Origin of the sequence: Flavobacterium sp. TMP13 (assembly GCF_050847115.1) — a bacterium.
Taxonomy (GTDB): Bacteria; Bacteroidota; Bacteroidia; order Flavobacteriales; family Flavobacteriaceae; genus Flavobacterium.
Genome location: NZ_CP193656.1, coordinates 935,089 through 959,393, shown reverse-complemented (window position 1 = coordinate 959,393; position 24,305 = coordinate 935,089). Strand labels below are relative to the sequence as shown.

The 24,305-nt window shown below is 35.2% G+C and carries 20 protein-coding genes; 2 read left to right on the top strand and 18 right to left on the bottom strand.

What is annotated here, in order from left to right; translation table 11 throughout:
* Window positions 1–37: 37 nt before the first annotated feature.
* From gmk to uvrC, 14 genes are all read right to left on the bottom strand, one after another.
* Window positions 38–610 carry a guanylate kinase gene (gmk, locus tag ACRASX_RS04205; protein WP_432222518.1) on the bottom strand — a complete coding sequence of 191 codons (573 nt, stop codon included), beginning with the start codon at window positions 608–610 and terminating at the stop codon, window positions 38–40.
* Window positions 611–685: 75 nt separating this feature from the next.
* Window positions 686–1,546 carry a YicC/YloC family endoribonuclease gene (locus ACRASX_RS04200; protein WP_066311709.1) on the bottom strand — a complete coding sequence of 287 codons (861 nt, stop codon included), beginning with the start codon at window positions 1,544–1,546 and terminating at the stop codon, window positions 686–688.
* Between the two features lie 100 nt (window positions 1,547–1,646).
* Window positions 1,647–1,997 carry an arsenate reductase family protein gene (locus ACRASX_RS04195; RefSeq protein ID WP_432222517.1) on the bottom strand — a complete coding sequence of 117 codons (351 nt, stop codon included), beginning with the start codon at window positions 1,995–1,997 and terminating at the stop codon, window positions 1,647–1,649.
* A gap of 251 nt (window positions 1,998–2,248) precedes the next feature.
* A complete protein-coding gene (locus ACRASX_RS04190) occupies window positions 2,249–2,743 on the bottom strand; it encodes a septal ring lytic transglycosylase RlpA family protein (RefSeq protein WP_066311703.1) in 495 nt (164 codons plus the stop codon).
* Window positions 2,744–2,830: 87 nt separating this feature from the next.
* Entirely contained in the window at window positions 2,831–3,253 is a 423-nt protein-coding gene (locus ACRASX_RS04185) for a hypothetical protein (protein ID WP_066311701.1), read from the bottom strand.
* Window positions 3,254–3,356: 103 nt separating this feature from the next.
* Complete coding sequence (locus ACRASX_RS04180) at window positions 3,357–5,918, bottom strand: TonB-dependent receptor (RefSeq protein ID WP_432222516.1); 2,562 nt, start codon at window positions 5,916–5,918, stop codon at window positions 3,357–3,359.
* A gap of 310 nt (window positions 5,919–6,228) precedes the next feature.
* The gene (pgi, locus tag ACRASX_RS04175) at window positions 6,229–7,872 is read right to left on the bottom strand and encodes a glucose-6-phosphate isomerase (protein ID WP_432223065.1); all 1,644 of its coding nucleotides are present in this window, start codon (window positions 7,870–7,872) and stop codon (window positions 6,229–6,231) included.
* Between the two features lie 120 nt (window positions 7,873–7,992).
* Window positions 7,993–9,216 (bottom strand): peptidoglycan DD-metalloendopeptidase family protein, encoded by a 1,224-nt coding sequence (locus ACRASX_RS04170; protein ID WP_432222515.1) that lies wholly within the window; start codon window positions 9,214–9,216, stop codon window positions 7,993–7,995.
* 28 nt (window positions 9,217–9,244) lie between these two features.
* Complete coding sequence (locus tag ACRASX_RS04165) at window positions 9,245–10,180, bottom strand: tryptophan 2,3-dioxygenase family protein (RefSeq protein ID WP_432222514.1); 936 nt, start codon at window positions 10,178–10,180, stop codon at window positions 9,245–9,247.
* Window positions 10,180–10,950 carry a DUF3108 domain-containing protein gene (locus ACRASX_RS04160; RefSeq protein WP_066311691.1) on the bottom strand — a complete coding sequence of 257 codons (771 nt, stop codon included), beginning with the start codon at window positions 10,948–10,950 and terminating at the stop codon, window positions 10,180–10,182. The genes ACRASX_RS04165 and ACRASX_RS04160 overlap by 1 nt, the downstream gene beginning before the upstream one ends.
* Window positions 10,951–11,245: 295 nt before the next feature.
* Entirely contained in the window at window positions 11,246–12,406 is a 1,161-nt protein-coding gene (hppD, locus tag ACRASX_RS04155) for a 4-hydroxyphenylpyruvate dioxygenase (RefSeq protein WP_432222513.1), read from the bottom strand.
* Window positions 12,407–12,594: 188 nt separating this feature from the next.
* On the bottom strand, window positions 12,595–13,752 hold the full coding sequence (locus ACRASX_RS04150) for a homogentisate 1,2-dioxygenase (RefSeq protein WP_432222512.1): 1,158 nt from the start codon (window positions 13,750–13,752) through the stop codon (window positions 12,595–12,597).
* A gap of 201 nt (window positions 13,753–13,953) precedes the next feature.
* On the bottom strand, window positions 13,954–16,305 hold the full coding sequence (locus ACRASX_RS04145) for a patatin-like phospholipase family protein (protein WP_432222511.1): 2,352 nt from the start codon (window positions 16,303–16,305) through the stop codon (window positions 13,954–13,956).
* A gap of 3 nt (window positions 16,306–16,308) precedes the next feature.
* The gene (gene uvrC, locus ACRASX_RS04140) at window positions 16,309–18,105 is read right to left on the bottom strand and encodes an excinuclease ABC subunit UvrC (RefSeq protein WP_066311685.1); all 1,797 of its coding nucleotides are present in this window, start codon (window positions 18,103–18,105) and stop codon (window positions 16,309–16,311) included.
* Between the two features lie 133 nt (window positions 18,106–18,238).
* Here uvrC and ACRASX_RS04135 point away from each other — a divergent pair, with 133 nt between their 5' ends.
* Window positions 18,239–19,219, top strand: a complete 981-nt coding sequence (locus ACRASX_RS04135; RefSeq protein WP_082706659.1) for a succinylglutamate desuccinylase/aspartoacylase family protein — start codon at window positions 18,239–18,241, stop codon at window positions 19,217–19,219.
* On the top strand, window positions 19,206–19,775 hold the full coding sequence (locus ACRASX_RS04130; protein ID WP_432222510.1) for a 5-formyltetrahydrofolate cyclo-ligase: 570 nt from the start codon (window positions 19,206–19,208) through the stop codon (window positions 19,773–19,775). The genes ACRASX_RS04135 and ACRASX_RS04130 overlap by 14 nt, the downstream gene beginning before the upstream one ends.
* A gap of 42 nt (window positions 19,776–19,817) precedes the next feature.
* Here the strand turns inward: ACRASX_RS04130 and ACRASX_RS04125 are convergent, their stop codons facing one another.
* The 4 genes from ACRASX_RS04125 to ACRASX_RS04110 are packed head-to-tail and all read right to left on the bottom strand — an operon-like array spanning window position 19,818 to window position 24,247.
* Complete coding sequence (locus tag ACRASX_RS04125; protein ID WP_432222509.1) at window positions 19,818–20,564, bottom strand: tetratricopeptide repeat protein; 747 nt, start codon at window positions 20,562–20,564, stop codon at window positions 19,818–19,820.
* Window positions 20,565–20,600: 36 nt separating this feature from the next.
* Window positions 20,601–22,361, bottom strand: a complete 1,761-nt coding sequence (locus ACRASX_RS04120; RefSeq protein WP_432222508.1) for a BatD family protein — start codon at window positions 22,359–22,361, stop codon at window positions 20,601–20,603.
* A gap of 57 nt (window positions 22,362–22,418) precedes the next feature.
* Window positions 22,419–23,177 carry a tetratricopeptide repeat protein gene (locus tag ACRASX_RS04115; protein ID WP_432222507.1) on the bottom strand — a complete coding sequence of 253 codons (759 nt, stop codon included), beginning with the start codon at window positions 23,175–23,177 and terminating at the stop codon, window positions 22,419–22,421.
* A gap of 35 nt (window positions 23,178–23,212) precedes the next feature.
* The gene (locus tag ACRASX_RS04110) at window positions 23,213–24,247 is read right to left on the bottom strand and encodes a vWA domain-containing protein (protein WP_432222506.1); all 1,035 of its coding nucleotides are present in this window, start codon (window positions 24,245–24,247) and stop codon (window positions 23,213–23,215) included.
* Window positions 24,248–24,305: the final 58 nt, after the last annotated feature.

Genomic DNA, 24,305 nt, shown 5'->3' with positions numbered 1-24,305 from the left:
CTGCACCTTCCTTATTCTTACTTTTCCTAATTTTCAATTATTGTGAAACAAAATTTTTTACCAAAGCAGTTGCTTCTTCCAAGGCTACTGCTAAATCGTAATTTTTTATAACGACATCAAATTGCGGTGCGGTCGCTAATTCTACCGAAGCTTTTGCAATGCGCATGTTAATTTTATCATCACTTTCTGTCGAACGCTTTTTTAAACGAATTTTAAGCTCATCGATACTTGGTGGTTTTACAAAAACAGCCAAAGTTTCATCTGGATATTTACTTTTAATGCGCAAGCCACCGGCCACGTCAATATCAAAAATAACATTCTTACCTAAAGCCCAAATGCGATCAATTTCTGATTTTAGAGTACCGTAAAAATTGTCACGATATACTTCTTCCCATTCTAAAAAATCTTCTGCTTTAATGTGTTGCTTAAATTCTTCTAGCGAAATAAAGTAATAATCTTTTCCGTTTATTTCTTCTCCTCTAGCATCTCGAGAAGCTGCAGAGATTGAAAAATCTAAATTTAACTCTTTCTGCGCTAACAAGTGCTTCACTATTGTAGTTTTTCCCGATCCTGAAGGAGCTGAGAATACAATCAATTTTCCTTTTTTCATCTTTATAAGTCAGTAGCAAAAAGCAATAGTGCTTGTGTTTTAAACGCTAAGGCTTTTCGCTAGTTGCTAATTATGCTATAGTACGTTCAAAACTTGTTCCTTTATTTTTTCCAATTCATCTTTCATCATAACCACTAATTTCTGCATTTGTGCGTGGTTAGATTTCGAACCCATGGTATTAATTTCACGGCCCATTTCTTGTGTAATGAAACCCAATTTTCTACCATTTGCTTCTGTTCCTGCAATAGTTTCTAAAAAGTAATCCAAGTGATTGGTTAAGCGAACTTTCTCCTCCGTAATATCTAATTTTTCTAAATAATAAATCAACTCTTGTTCGAAACGATTTTCATCAACATTCACTTTCAACTCGGAAATTGCAGTTTGCAAACGATCTTTTATGGCTTGCACACGCTCCGGATCTAAAGCCAAAGCATCATTCATGTATTGACGAATATTTGAAATTCGTAAATTGAATTCTTTTTCTAGTGATTGACCTTCGTCGTTTCTAAAATTTTTGATGTTTTGTAAAGCTTCAGTAATTATCGTCTGAATTTGTTGCCAATCATTTTCGTCAATCTCTTCGCGCTCTGTTTTTAAAGTATCGGGCATACGAACTGCCATCTTCATTAATTCTGTTTCATCTGCGTCGGGATACACTTCCTTTAGTTGCGCTATGTAATTTTTAACTACAGGAACATTTACTTTAGTAGACGTTTGCTCTGCAGTACTTTCAATATAAATTGCAAAATCAACTTTTCCGCGCTCCAATTGCAATGCAATTTGGTTGCGTAACCCCAATTCCATTTCGCGATATACCGAAGGCATTCTTACGTTCAAATCGAGCCCTTTGCTATTTAGCGATTTTACTTCAACTGTAATTTTTTTTGTTGGTAATTGCAAAGTTGCTTTACCAAAGCCCGTCATCGATTGTATCATATAATTGGATATAAAGAGGTAAAGGTACTAAAAACAATTCAGTCTCAACTGCGGCAGTTTAGGTTGTTTATTTGTTGTTTGAAGACAAAATATTTTAGTATTAGCTAAAAGCTTTCATTACTTCTATAATATTTTTTTGGCTGTTGCCAATGTAAATTTTACCGTCGATTATAAAAACGGGACGACTAATAAAGGTATAATGTTCTAAGATGTATTTTTTGTAATCTGATTCAGTTAGCGTTTTATTTTTTAAATCCATTGACTTGTACAACTGTGCTTTTTTACTGAATAATGCTTCGTAGCTGCCAGCAAGTTGATGTAATTCTTCTAATTCTTTTTCAGAGATAGGATCTTGTTTAATATCATGGTATTCTAATTCAATTCCTTGTGGTAAGTTTTTAATGATTTTACGACAGGTATCACAAGAAGCGAGGTAGTATATTTTATTCATTTGTTGGTGTTTTTTATTTTATTAGTCACTTTAGACAATAGTACCAATTAGTCGCAAAACAATTTTAAAAGTTCGTTTCTCAATGATGGCTTTAATTTTTTAAACGAAAGTCAGATGAAAAGTGTTGTCTATAAGTTCTGATAAATAATAAAAGAAAGAATATTATTCTTAAGTTGAAATTAATGCGGCAATTTTTTTTTGAGAGAAATAGTTTGCGTTTTAATTAACAGTAACACGTTTCTTTTGAAGTTTTAGTTTTCAACCACCTCAAGTGTTACTGTCATAATACCAGCACCACTGCGCTTTACAATGTCCATAAAAGCGCGTTTTGATAAGTCGATATCGCGTGTTTTAACAAAAGGACCACGATCTGTAATTTCTACAATTACAAATTCGCCATTCAACTCGTTTGTTACTTTTACTTTGGTGCCAAAAGGTAGTTTTTTATGTGCCGCGGTGTACTTGTTGTTGTCAAATTTGGCGCCGCTGGCGGTTTTTCGACCATTAAAACGATCAGCGTAGTAAGAGGCATGTGCTGATTTTTTGTGTAGTTTTAATTTCAATGGTTTTTCGAGTACGACTGTCGTGTCTTTGTCAAAAATGGCTGCTTTTATTTTAGCCAGTTTTAGCGAGTCTTGTGCAATCGGAATCGTTTTTGGTTTTGCTTGGCTGTATACATAAGACACACTTAGTATGGCAAAAGTCAAGCTGGTGAGCAAAAGAAATAGGTTTGTTTTGTTCTTCATAATATTTTTTTTCGTTCAAACTTGGGGAGTATGTTCAAATAATATGCCGAGAAAAAAAAGCCCGGTAGGAACGGGCTTATTTGTTTTCTATAACCATAGATTCCATGGCAAACGGCTCAAAATTAAAAGTAAACCAATTCCGTAGAAAATGGCGAAAGTTTTAAATTTAGCTTCGCTAGTTAATAATTTTTTATGTTTCGACCAACCAATTGTAATTAAAGCGATACCAATAATATTAATTAATGGGTGCTCTAATGAGGTCAATCGTAGTGCTGCATCGCTCATTTGTCCAAAAGCTGCTTTTCCAAAAGGAGAAACAAAGTACAAAACGATTCCGATAAGTAATTGGATGTGCGTTACGATAAGGCCGAAAAGACCAATTTTGCGATCTTTTGCAGTAAATTCTTTTTTAGAAAAAAATCCGATTAAAGCATTTACTACTGCTACAACTAATAAAAGTAACACCAGGTAAGCCCAACCTGAGTGCATTTTTTGAATGAATTCGTACATAAATTAAATGTTTGTTTTTAACAAATATAAACAAAAAAGGCATAAAAAAAACGGCAAAATGCGAATTGCACTTTGCCGTTTTAATATTTAAAATGGTTTTGAATTAGAAGTTGAAACGAACACTAAAGTTCCAAGTTCTACCTAATCCATAATAACCATTGTTATTGGTATTAATACCTCTTACATTTAGGTCTGTGCCATTTGAAGCAATGTTGGTTGTCAATTCTGAGATGTACACTTCGTCAAAAACGTTGTTAACATTCAAACGCAACAAAATAGAATTTTGTTTCGTTGTACCAGCTAATATTTTATATGAAATACCAGCATCCATTATGTCATAATTAGGTAATTCTAAATTATTTTTAACAGCTCCTGCATTAGAGTATAATTTAGCGTAATTTCTCCAATCAGCATCTACTGAGAATCTTGTAAAAATTTCATACTTAGCTCCTAATCCGAATGTGGTTTGAGCCGCATCACCTACTTTTCCTCCATCCACATCAACAATCTCACTACTTATTACATTTCTATCTTCATCTCTAATGGTAATTACTGAGTTTCCAGCATACTCCCAGTTACCAACCGAAGCAAAACCTGTAACATCAAGATTAGGCAATGGTTTAGCAACAAAATCTAATTCAACACCTGTGTGCAATTGTTCTACACCCTCATTAGTTTTGTACTCTTGTAAGTTGTTTACTTCTGTTGATGTAGTAGTAACTCTATCTTTCCAAGACGTACGGTATGCATTAACGCTAGCAGTTAAGAATTCAGAACTGTAAGTGTATCCTAATTCTAGCCCTAATATTTTTTCGTTTTTCGTTAACGGATTTACTTCGTTACCAAAATTCAAGTAAATATTGTCGTGGTAAGGTTGTCTTGAATAATATCCGGCATTTGCATAAAATGATCCAATTTGATCAATTTTATAACTTGCTCCACCTTTTGCATTATATCCTATGTTGTTAACCTTTTCTGCTTCTTGATTCTCAGGAAAGTATGCATATCTATCTGTACGTGTGTGTGATTGACTAGATAAAGATCCTTGGAAAAAAGTCGAGAAATTATTTTTAGAGTATTCTAATTGTCCAAAAATACCCCCGTAGTTAATTGTTTCATCATAATCCCAAGAATATCTATTTTTTTTGTCTGCATAGTTCGTTAAAACCGAATATCTATCAGTTGAATATGTTTCAAAGATTTTATTATTTGGAATATTTTTGTTGAACTTATCTAAGTAAAAGTCTGCGCCTAAAAGATTGGTGATTTGTCTAAAGTGAAGTCCTTGGTACGTTCTTAAGTCAAGACCTGTATTTAACGAAAGGTTTTCTGTTAAGGCTGTTTTGAAATTACTAACCAATCCATACCATTCGTGGTTATTGACAGAGTTGCGTAAAGCGAAAGTAGCAGCACCATCAGCGCTAGCTTCATTAGCTGCGATAATAGCATCATAATCTACATATCCATCGGCAGTTCTTTTTGTAGAACCAACTGTTCCAATACTACCACCTCTACCCCAAGAGGCATATAATACAGTAGATAAACTAGATTTTTCTGTAATATCAAAATCCCAGTTTAAATTCGCTACTGGTTTATGATAATAGTTCCCAACAGCAGATAAATATTCACCATTTAAAACACCACCGTTATTATTGTATTTTCTACCGTACTTTTCATAAACACTTAATTTCTTGCCGTAGTTTTGCTCGTGTTCTTGAGGAGCACCTGTCAGAAGGAAATTAAAATTATGTCTTTCGTTTGCTTTGTATCCAACAGATATAAAATAAGTTTCACCTTGTCCAGCAGTACCATCATTGTATCCATCACCTTGCCAGTGAGACAACATTACACTAGTTCCCCATCCACTTTCACTCATTCCAGTGCTGTAAGCAGCCGTAGTTTTGAAGTAATTATCGTTTGCTACACCTACTGAAGCAAAACCACCTTCTCTTTTGTCAGTAGCTTTGGTAATAAAGTTTACAGTACCTCCAACAGAAGATATTGCTAATTTAGATGAGCCTAAACCTCTTTGAATTTGCACTGCATTAGCAATATCAGACATTCCAGACCAGTTAGACCAGTAAATTTTACCATCTTCCATCCCATTAATTGGTTGTCCGTTTAATAAGAAGGCAGTATTATCTTGCGCAAATCCACGAACACTAATTCTAGAATCACCAAATCCGCCCGATTGTCCAGCAACGTATACAGAAGGAGTATTTACCATCGTTTGTGTAATATCAGAGGTTCCTACTTTTGCTTGGATTTCTGCGGCTTTAATTGTTGAAACGGCAATAGGAGTTTTTCTTTCTGTCGCAAGGTCAATAATACCTTTACCCATCACTACAATTTCATTTAATTGATTTGAGCTTGAAGAAAGAACGATTGTTCCTAAATCTACTGTTGATCCATTAACGAAATTAAATTTTATGGTTTTGTTCTCATTTCCAATGAATGAAACAACTACTTCTCCTGAATTCTTAGTAGTAGTAAGAGTAAATTTTCCGTCAAAATCGACAGAAGTAGCTTCAGAAGTTCCTTTTACAACGATATTTGCGCCCGGAAGAGGTCCTGAGCCGTCAGAAATAATTCCTGTAATTTTACCTTGTGCATAGGTTGCCGAAATAGCCATGAATAGTAATCCGGTGAGTAACCAGGTTTTCATTGTTTTCATTTTTTGATCGTTAATTGTTTTGGGCAAAATTATAACAAAATTATGAGATAATGTTATCGAAACGTTAATAAATGGTTGTTTTGTGTAATTCTTTGCATATTAAAGGTGTTTTTTTAATTAGTAATAAATATTACGCGCTTTAAGTGCATTTTATTAGCTATTTTTTGTTAAATTATTAATATTTTCAATTTTATTAACGATGTAATCCTTATTTGCAAGTTTATTATTTTATGGCTAAACGCAAAAAAGCCAACGCATTAGCTAAAATGCGGTGGCTTTTGATTGTAGTATAATAGGCTATTTACTTATTTGAAATAAAGTAGTTTAATAAAAAAGAAGTAGAGCAGTCGTGCTTTTGTACGGTGGCTGATTCGATTTCGTTTAAAATAGAATTCGCTAATTGCTTACCTAGTTCTACGCCCCATTGATCGTAACTAAAGATGTTCCAAATGATTCCTTGTACAAAGATTTTGTGCTCGTACATCGCAATTAATGAACCCAATGTTTTTGGAGTCAATTTGTTTACTAAAATAGTGTTTGTAGGTTTGTTGCCAGTAAAGACTTTAAAAGGTGCTAAATACGAAGCTTTATCAGCAGCTAGTCCTTGTTTGTCAAATTCAGCTTGAACTTGTTCTGCCGTCTTACCGTTAAGCAACGCTTCTGTTTGTGCAAAGAAATTCGACATTAATTTGTCGTGGTGGTCTTTATTTCCGTACAACGAATGAACGAAGCCGATAAAATCGGTCGGAATCAATTTAGTTCCTTGATGAATTAGTTGAAAAAAAGCATGTTGTGAATTGGTTCCTGGTTCTCCCCAAATAATTGTTCCGGTTTGGTAGTTTACAGGTTTTCCGTCGCGACCTACGCTTTTTCCGTTACTCTCCATGGTTGCTTGTTGCAAATAAGGAGCTAATTTTTTTAGATATTGGGTATATGGAATTATTGCTTCGCTCTCTGCACCATAAAAATTATTGTACCAAATACTTAACAAAGCAAGAATAACAGGAATATTGCCATCAAATTCTGCAGACTTAAAGTGCTCGTCCATTTCGTATGCCCCGAGTAGTAAATCGTTGTAATTATCAAAACCTACAGATAAACTAATGCTTAGACCCACTGCGCTCCATAAAGAAAAACGACCTCCAACCCAATCCCACATTGGGAATATGTTGTCGGGATTAATTCCGAATTCGGTCACTTTTTCAATATTGGTAGAAACTGCTACAAAATGATTGGCAATATCTTCTTGTTTTGCAGATTTTAAAAACCATTTTTTAAGCGTAACTGAATTAGTTAGGGTTTCTTGAGTTGTGAATGTTTTAGAAACAATAACAAATAAAGTGGTTTCTGGATTTAATTTTTTAATAATTTCGGTAACATGATCGCCATCGACGTTCGAAACAAAATGAGTAGTCAGATGGTTTTTATAATACTGTAACGCTTCTACCGCCATATCGGGGCCTAAGTCTGACCCACCAATTCCGATATTAACAATGTCGGTAAAAGGTTTTCCCGTGTATCCTTTTCTATGTCCAGAAGTAATTTCGTTGGTGAAGTTCTTAATTTTGTTTTTAACTTGATACACTTCGGGAATCACATTTACGCCGTCTACTTTTATATCAGCCGATTCAGGGGCGCGTAATGCGGTGTGTAAGACAGCTCTGTTTTCTGTTTGATTGATAATTGCTCCACCAAAATAATCAGAAATCGCACTTTTCAATCCGACTTCGTTAGCAAGATTTAGTAATAGCGAAATTGTTTCTTCGGTAATATTATTTTTAGAATAATCAATTAAAAAATCATTCCAAGTAATGTGAAATTTATCTGTACGTAAATGGTCTGCAGCAAATAGTTCCTGCATGTTCGTACTATATGTTTTGTTATAGTGTTCTTGGAGATTTTTCCAAGCAGCGCTTTCTGTTGGATTTGTAGTGCGTAGTGCCATCTGTAAAGTATCTTGAGTGGTTATTTTATTCAAAAATACTGAATTCTTGTATGAAATTTAGATTCTTTACTTTTTTATAACAAATGCTTTAACTTTTAAATGTTTTTTTAAAAGATTGATTTATAAATTTCCAATGCTGTCTAACTCTCTTTTAAGGGGTTCGATTTCTCTTAAAAAACGTTCTTTGTTTTTACCAACCATAGGTTCGCCCGAAGGTAAATTAAGTTTTAAGGCATCAACCTGCACGCCATTTTTCCAAAACCGGTAACATACATGAGGGCCAGTAGCTAAACCAGTACTTCCTACTAAGCCGATGGTTTGACCTTGAGAAACTTGTTGGCCTTTACGAACCAAGATTCTCGACATGTGTAAATATTGAGTAGAGTAGGTACCGTTGTGTTTTACTTTTACGTAATTACCGTTTCCGGCAGTATAACCTGTTCGCTCGATCACACCACTTGCGGTACTCGATATTGGTGTTCCGCTCGGCGCAGCGTAATCCGTTCCTTTGTGTGCTTTCCATGTTTTTTGTACCGGATGAAAGCGATTAGAGGTAAAGCGAGAACTTATGCGGCTGAATTTAATGGGTGTCTTTAAGAAAAAATTCCTTAATGTTTTACCGTCCTCATCATAATAAGCAACTTTTCCCGATGCCGTGTCTTGTATGAATGGAAAAGCGTACACAATCTTCCCTTTGTATTCAAAAAAGGCAGCCTCTATATCTTCGGCACCGTCATAAACGGTATCGTTAATAAAGCGTTCGTTGAATATTAAACCGTAGCGATCTCCTTTTTTTAATTTGAAGAAATCGACTGACCAAGCAAATATTTGTGTGATTTGAGATGCTAAACCTACATCTACTTTTTGGTTGCCTAAGGTTTCAGATAATGATCCTTTTAATACTCCGCCCAAGACCTTTCTTTTATAGGTTACTGGTTTTGTTTTTTTGTATGCTACGGGAATACTGTCTCGTAAATCGATCACATAATAGTTAAGTGCATCGGGTTGGTAAACGAAATATTGCAGTTTATTAGTTTTGTCTTTGGTCCGAAATAAGGTATACACTTTGTGATAGCGCATTGTTCTGACATTAAATGTGTCGCGAACATTATTAACAATATCAAATATTTTTTGATCACCAATATTTTGACTCTGTATAATGGTTCCAAAAGTATCTCCTTTTTTGATGGTGTCTTTGATGACATTATAATCAGCGTAATTAAAGCCAAATTCAACTTTATCAGCTTTTTTTGGTTTCACAATCTTAGTTTCAACTTTATCTGCTTTTTTATCGCACGAGAGTATTGAAAGTAATACTAATATAATTACACCTATTCTTTTCAAATCAATTCTTTTTAAAGTATTTATTCCTTTATTTTTCGTGTCCCCAAGTAGCCAACTCTTCTGCGCTCCAAAGTTCAGGAAAGAAGATGCGACGTTGGTATTTTGGATGCATGTATTTTTGCCAATCACTTCCTCCGGTTGCTTCACCAGATCCTTGACCACTTTCGACAATATATTTTATGGCAGTTTTTAAATGCTGCATCACCCACGTAATGTTTACAGTATAGTCATAATGACGCATTGCAGAAACTAATTGCGGATTGTTTTGATCTTCGGTTGGAAGTTGTTTGAATTTTTGCCATATGTTTTTGGACTTATACGCTTGCATTCGAACTAGAAATTGTGCTTTGTATTTCTTTTCGAATTGCTGTAACAAATAGGATTTGTTACCTGTTTTGTAGTCTTTTCCGGCTGCTTGCCAATATAAATGTTCAAAATTATCTTCTAAAGAGCTGTCCGAATTTATAACAGATTTGTAGCGATGGTCAGTAAGGTTAATAAGGTCAGTCGAAGAAAACTCGATTAAACGGTATTGTGCACTTTGAAAACCACTGGCTGGCGTCAAGGTATTTCTGAATTTCATATATTGATCGACGTCCATTCCGTCTTTCATGACGTCAAAAGAAGTAGTAAGCATTTCAAAGTAACGGCTAATTCGCGACAATCGATCACTAAAGAAAGCGGTGTCAATTGTTTCTTTGTCTGCAATTTGCTCCACTTCCCACAAAATCATTTTAAAAATTAATTCATTGACCTGATGGTACATGATAAATACATTTTCGTCAGGAAGTGTGGTGCGTTGCACTTGAAGATTTAAGAGAGCATCAGTTTGTATATAGTCCCAATACGTAATTGGTTTCGACCATAAAAGTCCTTCAAGCTGTACTTCGGTCTTTTGATTGATGGCTTGATACTTTAAATCAATTTCTTTTAAAATTGATTCCGATTGCTCGCTGATGTTCATTATTTTTTTATTTTTAAGGGGCTTTGTAATCCTCTAAAACCATCGATATCGGCTTTCAAAGATCCAACCGCTAAATCTGCTTTTATGCGTACAGGTAATTTATTCTTGTCGTCTGTTATCCAAAGCGTTAAGCTTTCCTTTTCTTTAAAAACACGACCTTTTTGCACTAAAGGTTTGAAGATCATGGTAGACACGGTTCCAAATTTAGTTGTAATATCTTCACGACCCGCAAATTTTAACTTAAATTTTGTGATTTCGTCGTCAAAGAACATATCAATTGCAATCGATTCTCCGACTTTTAAATTATCGATATCGGGATGGTTGCGCAAGTAATAAAAAGAAGACACAATGTCTTGTACATTTTCGGTTACGAGAATTGTTTTTTCAGATTTGCGTTTGTAATCCTTAACTACAATTCGGTTCTGCTCTTGGTTAAAAAAACCTTCTTGATCTTTAGTGTAGCCACCTTCATCAATTTTACGAACATAACGATAGGGTTTACCTGTAATCTTATCAAAGTAACTTTCATACAAATCTTCGACTTTAAAGAAAAAACGAGACATTCCAGTTGTGTAACCTTTACCCACGGCATGGTACACTTTTTTATTGTTTATTGTAGCGTCTGTAATTTGTATCGTAGCATAGCCAGCATTTACAATGCCGTAATGAATTCTGAATTTGAACCATTCGCCGGTATCAAAAGCAGTGTCTGTTTTTGGTTGAAAACTAAATAGCGGGAGAAATAATATAAGTAAAAATATTTTTTTCATAGTTTTTAGATTTGACATTTAGTAACAAGAAATGCAAATTCTGTTCCAAATGTACCAAAACAAAAAAACTCAGTCAAGTAATGACTGAGTTTTTATGCTATTAACTAACCAAAAAACTATAAATTATGAAATTTATATCAAATCTGGAAGGAAACCACCCCTTCCTGTTTTGCGAGTGCAAAGATAGTTAGAAAGAAAAGAAATAATTCAATAAAAATCTAGTTTAACAAAAGATTTGCAATTAATTGGCTGCTATATGGGTTATTTTTTGAGGAAATGAAAAAATTATGCAAATTTATAAAGTTCCTCGCAATTCTTGTTCTCTTTCAATCGACTCAAAAAGGGCTTTAAAGTTACCTGCACCAAAGCCTTTGGCTCCCATTCTCTGTATAATTTCGAAAAATAAGGTAGGACGGTCTTCTACTGGTTTGGTAAAAATTTGCAAAAGGTATCCTTCTTCATCAGCATCAATCATAATTCCTAATTTTTGAAGTTCGGTAATGTCTTCCTTAAATTTATGCATATGATCTTTTAATCTTTCTGGAATTCCATCGTAATAGGTCTGTGGTGGAGTACTTAAAAAATCAATTCCGCGAGCGCGCATCTCGGCTACTGTACTAATGATGTCATCAGTAGCAACCGCAATGTGTTGCACGCCAGAACCTTCATAAAAATCTAGATATTCTTCAATTTGTGAGCGTTTTTTACCTTCTGCTGGTTCGTTGATAGGAAATTTAATTCTCCCGTTTCCATTACTCATCACTTTAGACATTAATGCCGAATAATCGGTAGTAATTTGTTTGTCATCAAAAGAAAGAAAATTTACAAATCCCATCACATCTTCGTACCATTTTACCCAAGTGTTCATTTCATTCCAGCCCACGTTTCCAACCATGTGGTCAACGTATTTCAGACCAACTGAAGTTGGATTGTAATCTGTTTTCCATTCTTTGTAACCCGGTAAAAATGCACCGTTGTAATTTTTGCGCTCTACAAATAGATGAACGGTTTCTCCGTAGGTATAAATTCCGGCACGAACTACTTCGCCATGCTCGTCTTTTTCGACCGTTGGTTCCATAAAAACTTTGGCACCACGTTTGGTTGTTTCCTCAAAAGCCGAACGAGCATCTTCTACCCATAAAGCAATTATTTTGACACCATCACCATGTTTTTTTACGTGTTCTCCAATTGGAGAATCGCTATTTAATGCGGTTGTTAAAACCAAACGAATTTTATCTTGTTTTAAAACATAGGAGGCACGATCTCGCATTCCAGTTTCTAGTCCGGCGTAAGCGTGCGACTGAAAACCAAAAGCTGTTTTGTAAAAATGAGCCGCCTGTTTTGCATTTCCTACATAAAATTCAATGTAATCTGTTCCCATTAATGGAAGAAAGTCTTGTGCGCCTTCGAATATTTTTTCTAAGCCGTATTCTACTGATTTAATTTCTTTTGACATGATGTTTTATTTTTTTTAATCGGTTAGGCGTTTATTTGAGAAACCGAAAAATGTTGTTTTTGAAATTTGATTTTTAGCCCTGATAGCAGCGGCATCCTTTTGTGTCTGCCGCGGCAGATGCAAAAGATCTAGTGGATAGCAGGAAATAGCTTCTAATTAATATTGGAGTGAAATAATGCTAGATTAGATTATTCCATCCATGATTTATAGTACTTTCCGTCATCCAATCCCATTGCTTCTTCGGTCACCATAAGTGGTCTGAAAGTATCAACCATTACGGCCAACTCATGCGTTTCGGTGTGACCAATGCTTCGCTCCATTGCTCCAGGTGCTGGGCCGTGCGGAATTCCTTTTGGATGTAAAGTAATATGTCCTTGCTCGATATTGTTGCGACTCATAAAATCTCCGTCTACATAATAGAGCACTTCATCACTGTCGATATTACTATGATTGTAGGGTGCAGGAATTGCTTTTGGATGGTAATCGTACAATCGCGGGCAGAAGGAGCAAACGACAAAAGTTGCGGTTTCAAAAGTTTGATGCACTGGCGGCGGTTGGTGCACGCGTCCAGTTATAGGTTCGAAATTATGAATCGAAAAACCGTACGGAAAATTATAACCATCCCAGCCAATAACATCAAAAGGATGTGTGGCATAAACAATTTCATGCATCATTCCCTCTTTTTTGACTTTTATTAAAAAGTCACCTTTTTCGTCGTGGGTTTCTAGTTCTGTAGGTAATTTAAAGTCTCGCTCACAAAAAGGAGAATGTTCTAAATGTTGTCCAGATTCGTTTTTATAACGCTTTGGTGTGTAAAATGGAGCGTAGGACTCGACGTAAAATAGTCTGTTTTCTGATGAATCAAATTCGATTTGGTAAATCATTCCTCGCGGAATAATGAGATAATCACCGTATTGAAACGAAATATTGCCCATCATGGTGCGCAACTTTCCTGTTCCTTTGTGAATGAAAATCATTTCATCGGCGTCGGCATTTTTATAAAAATAGGTACTCAACGATTCTTGCGGAGCCGCTAAACCAATGATGCAATCTTTATTGACTAACATTGCTTTTCGGCTGTCTAAAAAGTCTTTTTGTGGTTGTAGTTCAAATCCCTTTAATAATAAAGATTTGATGTTTTTGCCAGTGGCAATTTTGGGCTCAACCGAGTACGATTTTAGTATTTCTTTAATCTGAGTTGGTCGATGTGTGTGGTATAATAAGGCTGAGTTTCCGTGAAAACCTTCAGTCCCAAATAGTTGTTCGTAATATAAACCACCGTCTGGTTTTTCGAACTGAACGTGTCTCTTTTGAGGAATATTCCCGAGTTTATGGTATAATGGCATGATCTTATTAATTAGAAAATTAAACAATCAGATAAATGGAAGAGGTGACTGATTTATTATAATCAGCGCTGTTTCTACTTCACTGATTACATAATTACTCTGGATTTCTCTTGATGAGAAATTGTAAATACGATAATAAACCGAGCCATTTTGTTTTCATTATAACAAATATCGTAAATTTTATTTAAAAAAATTACTAATTTAAAATTCAAATCCAATTTTGAACCAAGTGAAACCTTTTGCATTTTCAGGTGACCAAGAGTATTTTAATTCGATCGGCCCAATTCTAGATTCTATTCCGTAACCAAGTGCATATCCTGAATATTTTGGTACAGATATCCAATCGACAGATTCAAAAAGGTTGTCTTGGACATTGGCGTAATTCGCAGAGAAATTTACGTGATTTTTTTTGATGAACTCATAATCTACCGTCACTGCAGCTTTTATAAAACTGTTTGCAGCGAAACTCAAAAAATCATAACCATAAAAATAATTAGAGTTGTTAATTTTGTCGTAACCATAACCTCCCAAGGCAAAATTAAAAAATGGTACACTATCTTGACCCAAAGAAAAACCAGCTTCAGATTCAACATTCACTGATAATTTACGAACTATGGTAAAAGCAGTACCAATTTTTCCTTTAGCTATAGAAAAGGGATTAAAGTTATTGGTGTAATCGGAAGAGGCCAGATAGGTCTGAAAATCTCCTGAGAAATAGTAACCCTTGGAGGGGAAATTCTTTTTGTTGTACGAATCAAAAATGGCGTAACCAAACAAGCTAATGTAATTACTTTTATCAATATTAGAGTCGTCAGCATTTATGGTTTGCGAACTTATTCGTAAAAATTTGTATTCGGCACCACCACCAATTAATATTTTATTTAAAAATAGTGATTGAAAATAGGCTTTATTGGTAATGTCGAAATAATCGGTATTTATCAAATTAGCATTTTTTCCATTATCGAAAGAACTGCTTATGCTTGTAGAGATGTTTCGGTTGAATTGTTGCAATTTGGAACTGAATCCCCAACTGATGTTAAAGCCATTTTCGATAAAATAATTAAAATTATATCTAAAATTATCCCCTAACACAACGTCTAGTGATGCATTATCATTTTTGATGAATGTTTTTTTACGCGTTAAATTAATAAGCACACCACTTTTATACAAGCCGTCGTAATGCAGTCCGAACTTTAAAAACGTTTTGGTCGGGTTTTCTATCAACGTCAAATTTAAGTTATCTTTCTCTTTTTGCTGTTCTAAAGCATAGGAGATGGTACTGAAGTTTTCGGTAGCATTTAAATTATTAATTCCAGTTTCTAGATCTTGATACGTTATGGTAGAATTTGGTTTGAAACGAAGTTTACTAGTAACATATTGTCTGGTGTAATTTTCGATCGAATTGTAGTTGATATTTTTAATTTGCAAAGTATCTGACTCTACTTTTAAAGGTGGTTTTTTGTAAAAATGTTCTGTTTTTCCTAATGATTTTAATTGCTCATAGACCGCAAACGAAGCTTCTTCTCCTTTACGAATAATTTCCGCACCTTTGTCAAACGAAATTACACCGTAATCGCGAATGTCGGGTTTGATGTAAATATCGGTTTCAGAAATTTTGCGTTTCATTTTATCAATGGACTGCAAATTGGTGATTTGAACCAAAATTTTGGTCGCATCTTTTAGGTTTTTGCGAGTCAGTAAATCATCTTGTACATCGACACCTATAATAATGTCTGCACCTAATTTTTTAATTTCTTCTAGCGGATAATTGTTTACCACACCGCCATCGACCAACAATCTGCCGTCGATCTCAACAGGGGCAAACAAAGAAGGGAAGGAAGCACTTGCTGTCATGGCTAAGGCTAAGTTTCCTTTGTTTAAAACAATTTCTTCGCCCGTTTCAATATCGGTACCAATACACAAAAAAGGAATAGGTAGATTGTTAAAATTATGAACGTGTCTCACATTTCGAGTCAAGCTACTTAGTAAATTATAATTATAAACCCCTTTGGAAAGTGCTTGTGGAATACCAATTTTTAAATTGCTAAAAGGCAAAGTGATTGCATATAAAGCATCATTTCTTTTTTCGTAGAAATTTTTGGAAGCTCTGGGTATGAAGTCGTTTATTAAATTATCGAAATTCGTTTTTTGAAAAATAGAATCAATTTGTGCGGCGTTGTAACCCGAAGCATAAAGTCCGCCAATTATGGCACCCATACTAGTTCCGCCAATGTAATCTATTTTTATTCCTGCTTCTTCAATGACTTTTAAGACACCAACATGAGCAAAGCCTTTGGCGCCACCACCACTTAAAACAAGACCTACTTTTTGCCTTTGGGTATTTGATTGCGGTGTTTTTTGAGCAAATGAAGATTGAATTGAACAGAAGAACACTAGAATGATAGCCACGCCCCAGATGGAAGAGGAAACCTGCTGCCGTTTGAAGCCTATTTTTTGTGGCGCTAAAAGAGCGACCTTGGAAGCTCCTTTTGGGGCAATATAAAAAAAGGATTGAAAGAAAGCAGTTGGAATGGACAGCTGGATTAGGCGCATAAATTAGGCATTGGTTTTGTAAAAGTCGACAATTTTTTTGGCTTTAGATACACCAATGACCTCAGATATTTCTTTTTCGGTGGCAAGTTTCAACCTTTTAACACTTTTAAAATTTCGGATGAGTGTTTCCATAGTTTTCTCTCCAATTCCAGGTATACTTTCCATCGAAGAATTGAGCGCAGCTTTGCTTCGTTTATCGCGATGAAAAGTGATTCCGAAGCGGTGGGCTTCGTTTCGCAATTGCTGAATAATTTTCAAGGTTTCTGATTTTTTATCCAAATACAGCGGGATTGAATCTCCGGGATAAAAGAGTTCTTCGAGCCTTTTGGCGATACCAATAATGGCAATTTTACCACGTAATTCGAGTGCGTCTAAACTTTTTAAGGCAGAAGACAATTGGCCTTTACCTCCGTCAATAATAATTAGCTGTGGCAACGGCTCATTTTCGTCCAGCAATCGTTTGTAGCGGCGATACACCACTTCTTCCATTGACGCAAAATCGTCTGGACCTACAACGGTTTTAATGTTGAAATGGCGGTAGTCTTTTTTGCTTGGTTTACCATCTTTAAAGACCACGCAAGCCGCCACAGGATTAGTTCCTTGTATGTTAGAGTTGTCAAAACATTCAATATGGCGCGGCTCGACAGGTAAGCGTAAATCTTTTTGCATTTGTGCCATGATGCGTTTGGTGTGGCGATCTGGATCGACTATTTGCAGTTGCTTGAGTTGTTCGATTCGGTAAAACTTAGCGTTACGAATGGACAAATCTAATATCTGTTTCTTGTCGCCCAATTGCGGAACGGTAACTTTTATTTTGTCGCCTAGATTCATTTCAAAAGGCACAATGATTTCTCTCGAGAGTAAATTAAAGCGCTCCCGAAGTTCTACTACGGCAAGCTCGAGCAATTCTTCGTCGGTTTCGTCCAGCTTTTTTTTCATTTCTAAAGTATGCGAACGAATAATCGAACCGTGCGCTATTTGTAAAAAGTTAACGTAGGCTGCGCTTTCGTCTGAAACAATTGAAAAGACATCGATATTGGTAATTTTTGGATTGACGATAGTAGAACGCGATTGATAATTTTCGAGCACTTCTATTTTTTCTTTAATCTTTTGTGCTTCTTCAAAACGCAAATCTTGCGCTAAAGTCACCATTAATTTTTTGAAATCTTTCAAACTTTCTTTGAAATTTCCTTTTAGAATTTCTCGAATTTTATCGACGTGATTTTGATAGTTTTGTAACGTTTCAAATCCTTCACACGGTCCTTTGCAATTGCCAATATGGTATTCTAAACAGACTTTAAATTTTCCGCTTTCTATATTTGATTTGCTCAAATCATAGTTGCACGTTCGCAGCGGGTACAATTCTTTTATTAAATCTAAAATGGTATGTACGGTTTTGAAACTGGTATATGGCCCAAAATATTCAGAGCCATCTTTGACCATTCTTCGGGTAGAAAATATGCGCGAGAACGGTTCGTTTTTAATGCAAATCCAAGGGTAGCTTTTATCATCACGAAGCAACACGTTGTACCGTGGTTGCAAGGTTTTAATTAAGTTGTTTTCGAGTAGTAAAGCGTCCGTTTCTGTAGGAACGACAATGTGTTTTATCGTTACTATTTTACGAACCAATACATTTGTTTTGGCTGTATCGTGTACTTTATTGAAATAAGAAGAGACTCTTTTTTTTAGGTTCTTGGCTTTTCCAACATACAGTATTTTTCCGTCTTTGTCGTAATATTGGTATACGCCAGGATTGTCGGGTAAGGTTTGTATTTGAAGTTCAAGAGATGGATTTTGCATGGTATTTTGTACTGAAAAGCGAGTATTTTGTGCGACTAAGAAGGTTTTGCTTCAATTATTTTCTTAATCTGGAATTCGAATCAAATTTACAAATTACAAATAATAATTTCTATATTTAGGCTTTATTTTAGTTATGAGAGAATTGAAACCTATGATTATTTTTGGCGAAACCGTTTTGCCAGGAGAAAGTAGAACGATAAATGTTGAAATAGCTCGTTTGCACACGACTACCAAACTCAATATTCCGGTTATTATTCGACGTTCAAAAATTGCGGGTCCGACCGTGCTTTTTTCGGCTGGAATACATGGTGACGAAATTAATGGCGTAGAAATAGTTCGACAATTGATCTATAAAAAAATTAATAAACCGGCACGAGGTACAATTATTTGTATTCCGGTCATTAATGTATATGGCTTTATAAATAGAAATCGGGAATTTCCCGATGGACGTGATTTGAACCGTGTTTTTCCTGGAAGTCGAAGAGGTTCGTTGGCCAGTCGGTTTGCCTTTCATTTAGTAGAGGATGTTTTGCCCTTGCTTGACTACGCAGTAGATTTTCATGCTGGTGGAGCGAGTCGTTTTAATGCGGCTCAAATTCGATTGACCGATGATGATGCTGAATTGAAAGTTTTAGCGGATATCTTTAATGCGCCTTTTACTTTGTTTTCTAAAAACATAGCAGGCTCATTTCGCAATGCTTGTTCTAAATCTAATGTCAAAATGCTGCTTTTTGAAGGCGGAAAATCGTTAGATATCAATCAAGATATTGCCAATGAAGGGGTTAGAGGTGTGAAACGATTGTTGAAATACCTTAATATGTTGGATGAAAAGCAACTGGATGAAACTGCACTACATCCCACAATTTATATTAAAAATTCGGTTTGGATGCGCGCTAAATGTTCAGGTTTGCTGCATGATTTTAATATGGTTGGACATTTTGTAACCAAAGGAACTATTTTAGCAACAATTACTGATCCCTTCGGGAAATTTGAACGGAAGGTAAAAGCGCCGCATGAAGGTTACGTTATTAATGCCAATCATTCACCAATTGTTTATCAAGGTGATGCTATTTATCACATTTCAAAAGCTGGATTAGAAGATGAGCTGGACTAAAAAAGAACTTCGAATTAAGTATAAAGCACTACGATCTTTAATGTCCGAAAACGACTTGGAAGAGAAAAGTATGGCAATTTCTAACCAATTAATCCAAATGGATATATGGAGCCGTACCTATTACCATATTTTTCTGCCCATTGTAAAACACCATGAAGTCGATACCGAATTTATTTTGCATGTTTTAGCAGGAAAAGACAAGGAAGTTGTTATTTCTAAAAGTGAGTTCGACTCGAGAACAATGAAGCATTTTCTACTCACAGATAACACTACAATAAAAACAAATCAATATGGTATTCCAGAACCGGTGGACGGCATTGAAGTACCAAGTTCGAAAATTGACGTTGTTTTTGTGCCACTTTTAGCATTTGATCAAACAGGACACAGAATTGGTTACGGCAAAGGGTTTTATGATAAATTTTTATCTGAATGCAAGCCTGAAACGATCAAAATTGGACTTTCTTTCTTTGAAGCAGAAGAGCAAATTGAAGATGTTTTTGAAACTGATGTCCGTTTGGATTATTGTGTGACACCAGAAAAAGTATATCCGTTTTAAAGAAATCATTAATAATTAATCATTAACAATTAACGATTATTTTCACTTGACTTCTATAATTGCACTGGCTTCAATCCAACCTTCTGTACCGTCGGTCAATTCAATTTTTTTCCAAGAATTTAAAGTTTCTTTCACATACACTTTTGCACCTTCGTGTAAAACGACAATAACTGAAGCTCCTTTTTGAGGTTCACTGTGTATTTCGGTAATTTCGGCAAAAACAATAGCTGGTCGATTGTTATTAAAAAAGTGTTTTTCTGAAATTGCAGCCGAAAAACTTAAAAGTAATACGAAGATCAGCAAAAACATTCCCGCAAAATAGAGTCGTTTTGCAAGTGTTAATTGAGAAAGATAGTAGCCAATAAAGCAGAATAAAAAGCAGAATGAAAGCGCAACGCAGATCCATGCCCAGGTATTGTAAGTAAAAATTCCAGTGAAATTCTGAACCAATTTGGCAAAACCAACTTTAGGAACGTCTTTAATCTCGTCAATAGTTAGTTTTTTTGCAAATTTTAAGTTGTTTAGTGCAGCGGCATCATTTGGTCTTAAAACGAGTGCTTTCTCATAATTGTAGATCGACGGCGCAACTTGATTCAGCTTGTAATAACAGTTTCCTAAATTGAAATACAAGTCTGCCGATTGTAATTTTTCCGTCTTTAAAATATCTTCATAAGCAGAGGCCGCTTCTTGATATTTTAAATTGGTGTATAAATCGTTCGCTTTTTCGAAACTCGATTGTGCAAAAAGAACTTGCGTAATGAATAAAAAGAGAAACAGTATATTTTTCATTTGATGCTATTTATTTGGTAACGAGCAACGTTTTGTTTACGCTTTTAATTGCTTTTCTAATTCGGAAATAATCACAACTGCTTTATCAAAATCATCTTGAATGGTTGCGCTAGAAGCCGGAGCGTATCTCGCAAACTCGCAATTTTCAGTCAAATTAATGAAATTCTCTACCGATTCTGGCTTTGCATTCTGCGACAATAACAGTTCTTGAATGTTGTCTTTACTCATTTCAGAAGTCTCGATGTGCAATTTTGCCTTTAAGAAATTATGCATGGCTTTCTCTAAAGCAATGTAAAAAGCTTCTTTGTTATTTAGTTGTTTCTTGGCTTCAGATAGATATTTTTTGGCCAATTTATTGTTTCTTTTAATTCGGTTTCCAGTAACATCACCATCAATAGCTTCTTTCTTTTTCTTAGCTACAATGATAATTGGTAACAGTAGAAAGGGCAAGAGTAATAAGGCATAGAAAAATTTGGAGCCATAAAAATCTTTCTGATTGATTGGTTTTAAATCTGTTTTTAAAGCAATGTATTTGAATTGTTCTGCCGCAGCAATTTGATTTTTGTCTAAGTTCGCAGTTGAAGCAGCGTTCGCATCTGCCGGCATTGGTCCATCCAACACATTGACCATTATTTCTGGCGCAGTAATGGTTTTATAACTATTCGAACCGATGTCAAAATACGAAAATGACAATGGTTTTATGGCATAATTCCCTTTGTATTGCGGTACGATAGTATAACTGTCTGAAATTTTTCCATTCATTCCAGCCAAAGTGGTGTTTACTTTTTCGTCGTGTACTGGGTCGTACATTTCGAGCGCATTTGGAACTACGGGTTTGGGTAAGGTAAACAATTTCATGTTTCCAGTTCCAGACACAGAAACTAGTAAATCTAAACTTTCGCCATTTTTTAAAGAGGTTTTAGAAGGCACGACTTTAAAATCAAATTTACCAACAGCACCACTAAAATCTTCTGGTTTATTGGCTTCTGGCAATGCTTTAACACGAATTGTTTTTGATCCTGCAGATACGCGTTTGTGTCCATCTGTTACAACAACTTGTCCAAACATACTGCGTCTGTTGGTTGGTAATTGCACATCAATGTCCAAAGCCAGAGGTTCAATTTCTAGTTTTCCTGATTTTTGCGGATATAGCACTGTTTTTCTGAGAACTACATAACGGTACTTTTCGCCTTTATACATGCCTTCTTCTGCAAGGAGTTGTTTGATGTCGATGTTCTGGCTCCAAAAATCATTGTATTTTGGCTTATCCAATTCTCTCCAATTGGTAATCCCGATGTTGTAGCTAAAATACAGCTTATAAACTACTGTAATTGGCTCGTTTACGTACGGATTCGTTTTGGAAATTTCGGCAACTAAGTATAAATTATTGTCGGCTGAAGGTTGTTGAGGATCATTCGGGTCTCTTTCTTGGGCAACGGTATCGGTTACATTGATCTTTATGGGCGAAGTTTTGTAAATCTGCCCGTTGTATTCAATTGCTGCTTGTTTAATCACTAAGCTCCCTTTTTGATTGGGAACTAGGAAATAAGAGTATATTTTTTCGAATGAACTTTTACCATTGATCCACGATTGGCTGACTTGTTGACTTGGGCCAGCAATTACTCTAAAGCCATCAAATGAAGGCTGCATAAAGTTATCGCCATCCACGTTCATCGCAAAGTCGATGCGCAATCTTTCGTTTAATCCAAGCGTAGTTTTGCTGACTCTGGCTTCAAATTGAACTTGAGCCAATAGACTTTGAAAACTTAGTAATAGTATAAAAATATATTTTTTCATTTAGATTTTTCTCAATCGAAACTTTGCTTTATTTTTTTAATTTTTCAGAATAAATTGTTACCAATCCTTCTCTGCTTTTCTAGGAGTTGCTTTTGCTTTTTGTGCATTTATTTTATCCTGAATTTTCTTTTCTTCATTGTTCACAGCGTCTAATAAATTTTCGACTCTTTGCTTAGAAATCCCGCCAGGTTGTGGTTTTGGCTCTTTGTCTTTATCGGAAGGATCGTCTTTTTTAGGTTCTTTATTTGGATCATCTTTATCCTTTTTATCCTTATCCTTGTCGTCTTTTCCGTCTTTTTTATCCTTGTCTTTTTGATCGTCTTTTTTGTCTTTGTCTTTGTCTTTGTCTTTATCTTTATCTTTATCCTTGTTTTGATCTTTTTTCGGTGGATTTTCTTTTAGCAGTTTTTTAGCCAAAGCATAATTATACCGCGTTTCATCATCAGTAGGATTGTTGCGCAGCGCATTTTTATAGGCTTCCACTGCTTGTGTATAATCTTTCTCTAGCATAAAGGCATTCCCTAAATTGTGGAAAGCTTTATGTTTTTGCGGCTTTGTTTTCGCATTTTTTATAGCATTTGCATACGCAAACTTCGCTTCGCCAGCCTGCTTTTGTTTGTAAATCGTATTACCCATATTGTAAGCTGCAACGCTGCGATTTGGAAATCTTGACTGTGAGATACGATAGTTGGCTTCGGCATCAACGTAGTTTTTTTGCGCATATTCTTCGTTGGCAGTAGGCAAAGCTTTATCTTTTTCCTGAGCCGAAAGAACGGCAGAAACACAAAGTAGAAATGTCAGTATTAAATGTCTCATTATATATTTTTTGCTTATAAATTAGATTTATAAGTTTATTTTTTTTCGTTGAATAAATTTAGAGAAGAAACCCACTTAGTTTTTCTTTCTAATAAAAAAACATCTAAGAATAGTAAAAAGAAAGCAAATCCTAGGAACCATTGAAACTGCGATTGAAACTCGGCCATTTGTGTCGATTCAAATTCTGTTTTCTGAATATTATCTAAAGCATTTTTTATGTAATCAATGACCACTTTGGTGTTGTTTCCATTTACATAACCGCCATTCGTAGCTTTTGCAATCGCTTTTAAGCCATCTTCACTCATTTTAGTAATAACGATTTCATTATTATTGTCTCGTTGAAAACTTTGTACGACACCGTTTACTTTCAGTGGAATTGTTGCTCCTTTTTCAGTTCCAATACCAATGGTTATAATTTTCATTCCGATTTTTTTGGCTTCTTCCGCTGCAACTTCTGCACCATCTGAGTGATCTTCTCCATCAGAAATCAATATCAGTAACTTACTCGTTTTACTTTTTTCGTCAAAATAATTGGTAGACAATTTAATCGCCTCATCCAAAGAAGTTCCTTGAGATGAAACAATGTCTGGACTCATCGTTTGTAAAAACATTTTGGCAACACTATAATCACTTGTAATTGGTAACAGTGGAAAAGCACTTCCGGCGTAAGCCACAATTCCGATTCGATCACTGCCCAATTGATTGATGATTTGCGAAACGATTTGTTTGCTTTTTTCTAATCGGTTTGGTGCAACATCTTCGGCAAGCATACTTTTAGAAACGTCCATTGCAAAAACAATATCTATTCCTTCGCGTTTTACAGTTTCCATTTTAGTTCCAATCTTCGGATTAATAAGTCCGACAATCAAAGCCGTGAAAGCCAATAGCATTAGTATCAATTTAAAAACTGGTTTAAAACTAGAGCGATTTGGAGCCAGTTGCTTTACCAATTCTAAATCACCAAATTCACGTTGTTTTTTTCTTTTCCAATATAAATTGTAAAAGTAAATCAACACCACAATCGGGATGATTAGCAATAGATATAAATATTTTTTTTCGTCTAATTCCATAGTGTTTTTAAATTGCGTCGTCTTTACGTCGACACTCAAGTCCAAAAATAAAATTGTA